Source organism: Aliifodinibius sp. S!AR15-10 (assembly GCF_031569985.1).
In the GTDB taxonomy this organism is placed as follows: Bacteria; Bacteroidota; Rhodothermia; order Balneolales; family Balneolaceae; genus JAMQKA01.
The window spans coordinates 24,911-32,405 of record NZ_JAMQKA010000065.1 but is presented as its reverse complement, the minus strand read 5'-3'; the positions used below and the strand labels follow the sequence as shown (position 1 = coordinate 32,405).

Genomic DNA, 7,495 nt, shown 5'->3' with positions numbered 1-7,495 from the left:
GTTGGGAAGATTGATGATTATGAGCCCAATCGCTATAGCGATAGAACAACAAGAGCCGTATGACGGGAGACTGTCACGTACGGTTCTGTGAGGGCCTTGGGGTGAAATTCCCCTTGGCTACTCGACTTTTTAACAAAAGGACTGAATTGTATCACGAAGATGGCGGAAGGCAAAAAAGGAAAGATATACCATCAGCGTCATTATTCTCAGTCAAAAAGATGGAGCCACCATTTTTTCGTGCGTAAAGCAGGGCTTTGGTAAGTCCAAAACCCAAATTTTGAGCTTTACTGGTTATGAAAGGGTAAAAGATATTGTCGACGATCGGCTTGGGTATCGCTTCGCCGCCATGTGATACTTTGATGGAGCGAGGAGAGAGAATATCGATAAAGATTATTCCACGGTCACCCAGGGTGTGCTCAACGGCGTTTTCCAGCAGGGTCGTAAGGATTTGTTCCGTGTCGGATGGCGGGCAGTCAAAAGTGCCCGTTTTTTCCGGCTGTCTTACTTTAATCGAAGCCCGTATTTCCCGTGGATATTTTGAAACTATATTGTCAACAACAGCTGAAATATCTGTTGTGATCACTTCATCTTTATTCTCCTTGGATGAAATAAGATGCAGTGATTCCATCTCATCCATAATGTCAAACAACTGCTGTATGCCTGCCTGGATCTTTTCAATGCGCTTTTTATTGGAATCCAGTTTCATGCCATCCAGCATAAGTTCAGCATATCCCTGCATGCCGGTTAATGGAGAGCGCAGCCGGTTCAGCAAAACAGCAATCATCTCTTTCCAGTGCCGAATTGTTTCTGCACTTGGTACATTTTGCCGGGCTTTCAAGGCTATTTTAGCGAGCGATCGGCATTCAAATTGAAATGGGTCCTGTCCCATACTGTACCATTGGCCGCTAAAGAAAACATAGGGTAAACTACTCAGCAGGGGTCTTCGAACGATATCATCGATGTTTTTGCCGATTAGCCTTCCTTCAGCCAAATCAGCTTGTGCCACGTTGTTAGTCTGAACAATCTCCCGGCTGTTTTCATCGATAATGAAAACAGGGTGAGTAGTGCCGGAAACTATGACTTCGAGATGTTCCATTGTGTCAGCTAGTACAGTTTGGTCATTTTTTTGATTGTACGTTTTAAACATACCATTAACAACTTTGCCGTTTTGCATTGCCACTCCTTTAGCATGCTTTAACATTTGGATGATATCTATTTCATATAGAAGGTTATCACCTGCAGGTGGAGATACTTAAGTGGAACGGATCAGAAAAATGAGCTCTGGAAAAATTTGCCTGCCCGGTGGTCATTTTTGCACTTCGAAATAATAATTATCCAGATGGGAAGGCTCCAAAACTACCCTTGGGCCATGAACTGCCTGTGGCATAGCTATTGCCTACACTTGTAATGAGAATGAAAAGGAATGATTCAACCCGCGACCCGACTCCTGTGAATGATGCTGGAGAGGTTACTTCCGGTCGTTGAGGTGTAAAAATCACAAGTGATTTCAGATGAAAATTATTGACAGTAGTCACAGCCAGTTGCTGGCCCGGGCGATGGATACCTACGCGATGCGCCAGCGGGTGACAAGCACAAATGTTGCAAACGCTGATACGCCCGGTTTCAAAAAGCATGAAGTTCAGTTCGAGAATGCACTCCAGGAAGCCCAGGGAAACGGGGGTACGGAAAGTATGAAAAAGGTAACTCCCAGCATTGTAGAAACAGATAACAAGGTGGTGCTGGAAGACGAACTTCTTGAAATGGCGGATACACAGATCCGGGTAGAGGTTGTCACCCGTTCGCTTCGCCACCACTTCGATACGCTCAGAAATGGTATCACCGGGAGAAACCAATAATCAGTAGAAACTAGATATACCAATCATGTTACCAGATCGATTGTTTTCAACATTTCAGACTGCCGCCCAGGGGCTGGATGCGCAACGCCAGAAAATTTCTGTTGCTTCCAGGAATATTGCCAATGCCAATACCTCGGCACCCCCCGGATCAGCCAATATATATCGACCGCAGTCAGTAGCGATGAGAACTCCCTCCACGGAAAAATTTGAGCAGCTTTTGAGCAATAGCATCTCTTCGCTCCGGCAAACCGACCCGAAACACCTGTCGGGGGCGCGCGGTGGCGGGCAGCCAGACGACCCGGTACAACAGGGGATGGGGCCAAGGACTGAAGTAAAAGAAACACAAAGTTTTCGGTATGAATACGATCCCAACCACCCGGATGCCAATGAAAAGGGAATGGTTCGGTATCCTGATGTGGACCTGCTGAAGCAGATGACCCAGATGCTTAGCGCGAATAAACTTTATGAGGCAAACTTGAGCAGTATTGAGGCCGAGAAGAAAATCATAAAACGGTCATTACAGATATAAGGAGTTGCTGGACTCCAATACAGTCTTAGCCTGTTTAAGTCCAATTTTGAACTAAAGAATAGATAGAATGCCTGATTCCGTCGAACTCTCAGGAATAACACCACAACAAATAGGCGAACTTGCATCAGAACCGCGGGAGCTTGCCCCGGAAAGCTCGGGATCTTCATTTGCCGATATGCTTTCTGAGGCGGTGAATAGTGTAGACCAGACAATGAAAGAGTCGAATCAGAAAGTGGAAAATTTTGTGGCAGGAAAAACAGAAAATGTCCACGACGTAATGATTTCGATGCAGCGGGCACAGCTCAGCTTCCAGCTGATGGTGGAAATGAGAAACAAGGCGATAGAGACCTACCAGGAAGTTAGTCGTATGCAAATATAAGAGAAGGTTACATGAACAAATTTACGAAGGCATTTCAGGATTTTTTTGCCCCACTCAGCTCAGCCCAAAAAGCGATGTTTGTCGGGCTGACGGTGGCTATCGTAATTTTTGTAGGGTCGCTGTTCTACTGGGCCCTGAAACCTACCTATACCCTGCTCTTTGGATCACTCCAAAATGAGACCGCCCAGGAAATTGTCCAGGAGCTGGACAGCCGCGGGGTGAACTATCAGCTTAAAAACGGCGGGCAATCTATTTATGTGCCGAGTGATCAAGCCAATGAACTGCGCATTCAGCTGGCCCCGATGGGCGCCCCACAGTCTGACATGAAGGGCTACGAGCTGTTCGATTCGAACTCTCTGGGGATGACCGACTTTATGCAGCAGGTGAATAACCGAAGGGCGCTGGAAGGGGAGCTGGCACGAACCGTCAACAGCCTGGAGCAGGTGGAATCGTCACGGATTCACCTGGTGCTGCCGGAACGCAGTCCATTTAAACAGTCTACTGTAAAAGCCTCGGCCTCGGTAGTGCTTACAATCAAACAGGGAGAAGAGCTCAGCAAAAAAAATGTAAATGGTATTACCTCCCTGATTGCCGGTAGTGTGGAGGGCCTTGATGCCAGTAACGTGGCCGTCATCGATCACAACGGGAACCGATTAACTGACGGGACGGATTCGAAATCAGAATTTGCCTCTGGAGATCTGCAGATGACACTGCGCAAGAAGACCGAGGCGTACCTGACCGAGCGGGGCCAAACTATGCTTGACCGGGTGTTAGGGCCGGGCAACAGTATGCTCAGGGTATCGGTGGAGCAGGATTTTGACAGCCTTGTTCGGCGTTCCAATAACATAGAGCCCGAAAGCAGAACGCTCATTTCAGAACAGCGTAGTGAGCAGATACAAAATGATGAAGGGCGCGAAATGGTTCCCGTCGATGAGTTTACTCCTGCTGAGGATAGGGGTGAGACGGTGGTGGTGTCTACCAATGATAATGAGTCTACTTCACGTACCCGCAATTATGAGGTGAACCAGATCGAAGAGGTGTTCAAAAAATCCCAGGGAGAGATCGAACGCCTCTCGGCATCGGTGGTGATTAATTATAAACAGACGACGCAGCAAAATGAGGAGGGACAGGAGGTCACGGTAAGTGAGCCCTACTCAGAGGAAGAAATGGAGGAGTTTCGACAGGTGGTCAGCTCCGCATTGGGCATACAGCCGAACCGGGGCGATCAGTTAACGATTAAGCAGGTTGAATTCTGGGATCCAACCCGTAATGGGACCCCCGGCAGTGTCAACCAACCTACACCGTGGAATGACATCATACGGTGGGGGCTGATTATCAGTGCATTTTTGGCCATCCTGGCACTTATTAATAGCATCAGGAAACGGATCAGCAGTAACCAGGATGGACTTATGGGACTCCCCGATGGTAGCGGGCAAGTGCTCTGGGCAGATGAAGTTGACGGGGCAGTAGAAGGTATGGATAACAGTGAACTGAAGGAACAGAAAAAAGAGCAGTTGGATGAGAATAGGACAAAACAGCTGGAGCCCAGGAAATATGATATTGAGGACATTAAAAATTTTGTGGAGCTGAAACCAAGAGAAGCCGCCAAGGTGGTACGAGTAATGTTAGCTGCAGATGAAGAATAAGATAAATTATGGCAAGTAGCAGAAAGAAAAAATCAGGAACGATATCAGATGCGAGTGCGCTGACCGGGGCGCAAAAAGCTGCGATCGTTGTAATTACGATCGGCAAAAAAGCCTCGGGACGCATGCTGCAATTGTTAAAGGCCAAAGAGGTCGAGGATATCACGCTTGAAATTGCCAACATGCAAAATATTGAGCCCGAAGTTGTCGATTCCGTAATGAATGAATTTTATCTCCTTATGGAAGGCAAACGGTATATGATGGAGGGCGGATATGACTATGCCGATGAGTTGCTATCAGAATTGGGCGATGATGAAAATTCCGAAAGAGTACGCAAAATGTTAAAGGCGCAGTCGGGAACTACCGCCTTTGATGAGTTCCAGGAAAGCAAAATGACCCAGATCACCAATTTTATTCAGAATGAACATCCACAGGTGGCAGCCCTTATTTTTTCGCAGTTGGACGAAAGCAAGACGGCCGAAATTCTAAGTTACCTGGATGAAGATCTACAGGGAGAGATTATCTATCGACTCTCCTCGATGGAAAAGATATCATCGGAAGTGATTGGAGAGATTGAGGAGGTCATTAAAGAACAGATGGGCGGTATGTATACCATCGGTGATCGACTGAAAAGTGGTACAGCCACCGTGGCACAGATTCTTAATGAGGCTGAAATACAGGTCGAGCGACATGTCCTGGAGGATATTAAAAAGCGCGATCCCCAGATGGCCGATGATATCAAACAGCAGATGTTCCTCTTTGAAGATATTGTTCACTTCGACGATCGCACCGTTCAGGTTATTATCAATGAGATGGAAAAAAGCGACCTTGTTATGGGGCTCAAGGGTGTGGACGAGGAGGTATCCCAAAAATTCCTCGACAATATGTCGGATCGCGCGGCCGGAATGCTCATGGAGGATATGGATGCGCTGGGACCGGTACCGCTAAAAGATGTTAAGGAAGCCCAGCAGCGTATGATCAGGAAAATAAAGCAGCTTGAAGAGGAAGGACAGATTACTACGCGAAAAATGTCTGAAGAAGAGATAGTAGAGTAAGATTATGCAGAACCAGAAAATTTTAGACAGCGATCAGATCAGCTGGTACAGCGAGGAGAAAGCACAGCTGGACTATGAGATGATTTTTAATGAGGCCGGGGAGGCCGCCCGGGAGGAGGAAAAGCGGAAAGAGGAAGAAGTTGACTTCAAAAAGCTACTTCGGGAAAGGGATCGCAAATGGAAGATGAGACTCAAGAAAGCCCGGGAACACGCCTATGCCGAAGGGTTTGAGGAGGGCAAACAGAAGGGACGGCAAGAGGCCCGGGCGGAAATAGATGATCGGCTGACTGCATTGCAAGGCATTGTGGAGGCTTCACACAAAGAATGGGAAAAGAGGCAAAAACTCCTGGATCCCGGACTGCTTGACCTGGTCTTTGATTTGGCCGAATCGATTCTGGGTATTCCGGTTGAAAATCCTGCCATCCGGGAGAAGCTCGATGAGGAGCTCGGGGCCTTGTTACAACGGGTGGGTGACCATGCCACGCCATTGCTGTGGGTCTCGGAAACCGATTACGAATATGTTGAGCAATTAAAAAGTAAATACAATGCACAAGCTTCTGTGAATATCCAGGTAAGCGAGGAGTGTAACCCGGGGGAATTCAAGTTTGAAACGGATCAGAAAACAGTGGTCTGCGATTTTCGCGAAATGTTACACAATTTTAAACAAAACCTGTCGCTCCCCTCATGGCAGTAACTTCAAAAGCCGACATATCGACCCACTTTGAGCATATCCGGGAGGAGCTGGATGACTACGATCCTGCCGCCAAATATTATGGAAAAGTCTCTTCTGTGGTCGGTACGATTGTGGAATGCACAGGACTGGAAGCAAGCGTAGGGGAGGTCTACGGCATCGAAACCATGATGGGACGGGTCGTCCCCGCTGAAGTGGTAGGCTTGAAAGAGCGGCACGCCCTGCTGATGCCTTACGACCGGGTGAAGGGAATGCGTTCCGGCTGCCGGGTGGAGTACCTCGGTCAATCATTAACGGTGCCGGTAGGGGAGGAGATGCTGGGCCGTGTAGTGGATGCCAACGGGGAGCCACTCGATGGGAAAGGGTCCATACTCAGCAGTGAGCAGCAAACCGTACACAGCGATCCCCCGCTGCCCCTGGAGCGCGAACCGATTGAAGAAATCATGTTTACCGGGATCCGGGCGATTGACGCGCTGAATACGGTGGGCATCGGACAGCGAATCGGGCTGTTTGCCGGCTCGGGAGTGGGGAAGAGTGTGCTTTTAGGCATGATCGCCAAACACGCCGCCGCTGATGTTAATGTGATAGCACTGATCGGGGAGCGGGGCCGGGAGGTGCAGGAATTTATCGACGACACCCTTGACGAGGAGAGCCTGTCCCGTTCCGTGGTTGTGGCAGTCACGTCTGACCAGGCGGCAATGAGTCGTGTGAAAGGCGCATTTGCCGCCACCGCCATTGCAGAATATTTCCGGGATCAAGGAAAAAATGTCCTCTTGATGATGGATTCTGTCACCCGCGTGGCGATGGCCCAGCGAGAAATTGGATTGGCCTCTGGAGAGCCGCCCACCACCAAGGGATATACCCCGAGTGTTTTCTCGATACTGCCCAAATTCCTCGAACGTGTGGGCAATACGAGTGAGGGAAGCATCACCGGAATTTACACGGTATTGGTTGACAATGATGATATGAATGAACCTGTGGCTGACGCCGTCAGATCGATCATAGATGGTCATATCGTGCTTTCACGGCGGTTGGCACACAAAAATCACTATCCCGCAATTGATGTTCTGGAGAGCATATCGCGGGTGATGACGAGCATTGTAACGGACCAGCAGCGAGCGATATCCTCAAAGGTTAGAGACCTGATCGCCACCTACCGTGAGGCGGAAAACCTGATCAATATCGGGGCCTATGTGGATGGGTCGAATCCCAAAATTGACAAGGCGATCGAAAAAAATCCCGATTTGGAATCATTTTTGAGACAAGATGTAAATGAGGCCGCATTCGGAGAAGACCTCTGGGAAAGGCTCAAGAACATTGTGGAATAAGAGCAGGCCCTGAT

The 7,495-nt window shown here is 48.6% G+C and carries 8 protein-coding genes; 7 read left to right on the top strand and 1 reads right to left on the bottom strand.

Annotated elements, in window-relative coordinates; genetic code table 11:
- Window positions 1-151: 151 nt before the first annotated feature.
- Window positions 152-1,096 carry a HAMP domain-containing sensor histidine kinase gene (locus NC796_RS24340; RefSeq protein ID WP_310688423.1) on the bottom strand — a complete coding sequence of 315 codons (945 nt, stop codon included), beginning with the start codon at window positions 1,094-1,096 and terminating at the stop codon, window positions 152-154.
- 415 nt (window positions 1,097-1,511) lie between these two features.
- Here NC796_RS24340 and NC796_RS24335 point away from each other — a divergent pair, with 415 nt between their 5' ends.
- The 7 genes from NC796_RS24335 (at window position 1,512) to NC796_RS24305 (ending at window position 7,481) form a co-directional block, all read left to right on the top strand.
- Window positions 1,512-1,856: a flagellar basal body protein gene (locus NC796_RS24335; RefSeq protein ID WP_310688422.1), complete on the top strand. Its 345-nt coding sequence runs from the start codon at window positions 1,512-1,514 to the stop codon at window positions 1,854-1,856.
- 25 nt (window positions 1,857-1,881) lie between these two features.
- Window positions 1,882-2,385 (top strand): flagellar basal body rod C-terminal domain-containing protein, encoded by a 504-nt coding sequence (locus tag NC796_RS24330; RefSeq protein ID WP_310688421.1) that lies wholly within the window; start codon window positions 1,882-1,884, stop codon window positions 2,383-2,385.
- 67 nt (window positions 2,386-2,452) lie between these two features.
- A complete protein-coding gene (gene fliE, locus NC796_RS24325; protein ID WP_310688420.1) occupies window positions 2,453-2,764 on the top strand; it encodes a flagellar hook-basal body complex protein FliE in 312 nt (103 codons plus the stop codon).
- Between the two features lie 11 nt (window positions 2,765-2,775).
- Window positions 2,776-4,410, top strand: a complete 1,635-nt coding sequence (gene fliF / locus NC796_RS24320) for a flagellar basal-body MS-ring/collar protein FliF (protein WP_310688419.1) — start codon at window positions 2,776-2,778, stop codon at window positions 4,408-4,410.
- Between the two features lie 8 nt (window positions 4,411-4,418).
- Window positions 4,419-5,462, top strand: a complete 1,044-nt coding sequence (fliG, locus tag NC796_RS24315; protein WP_310688418.1) for a flagellar motor switch protein FliG — start codon at window positions 4,419-4,421, stop codon at window positions 5,460-5,462.
- A gap of 4 nt (window positions 5,463-5,466) precedes the next feature.
- Complete coding sequence (locus NC796_RS24310) at window positions 5,467-6,156, top strand: FliH/SctL family protein (RefSeq protein ID WP_310688417.1); 690 nt, start codon at window positions 5,467-5,469, stop codon at window positions 6,154-6,156.
- The gene (locus NC796_RS24305) at window positions 6,147-7,481 is read left to right on the top strand and encodes a FliI/YscN family ATPase (RefSeq protein ID WP_310688416.1); all 1,335 of its coding nucleotides are present in this window, start codon (window positions 6,147-6,149) and stop codon (window positions 7,479-7,481) included. Before NC796_RS24310 ends, NC796_RS24305 begins: the two co-directional genes overlap by 10 nt.
- Window positions 7,482-7,495 lie beyond the last annotated feature (14 nt).

What these genes read in the sequence shown, in the direction of transcription:
- NC796_RS24340 (WP_310688423.1), bottom strand. Translation starts at nt 1,096, where the DNA reads ATGGAACATCTCGAAGTCATAGTTTCCGGCACTACTCACCCTGTTTTC.
- NC796_RS24335 (WP_310688422.1), top strand. Translation starts at nt 1,512, where the DNA reads ATGAAAATTATTGACAGTAGTCACAGCCAGTTGCTGGCCCGGGCGATG.
- NC796_RS24330 (WP_310688421.1), top strand. Translation starts at nt 1,882, where the DNA reads ATGTTACCAGATCGATTGTTTTCAACATTTCAGACTGCCGCCCAGGGG.
- fliE (WP_310688420.1), top strand. Translation starts at nt 2,453, where the DNA reads ATGCCTGATTCCGTCGAACTCTCAGGAATAACACCACAACAAATAGGC.
- fliF (WP_310688419.1), top strand. Translation starts at nt 2,776, where the DNA reads ATGAACAAATTTACGAAGGCATTTCAGGATTTTTTTGCCCCACTCAGC.
- fliG (WP_310688418.1), top strand. Translation starts at nt 4,419, where the DNA reads ATGGCAAGTAGCAGAAAGAAAAAATCAGGAACGATATCAGATGCGAGT.
- NC796_RS24310 (WP_310688417.1), top strand. Translation starts at nt 5,467, where the DNA reads ATGCAGAACCAGAAAATTTTAGACAGCGATCAGATCAGCTGGTACAGC.
- NC796_RS24305 (WP_310688416.1), top strand. Translation starts at nt 6,147, where the DNA reads ATGGCAGTAACTTCAAAAGCCGACATATCGACCCACTTTGAGCATATC.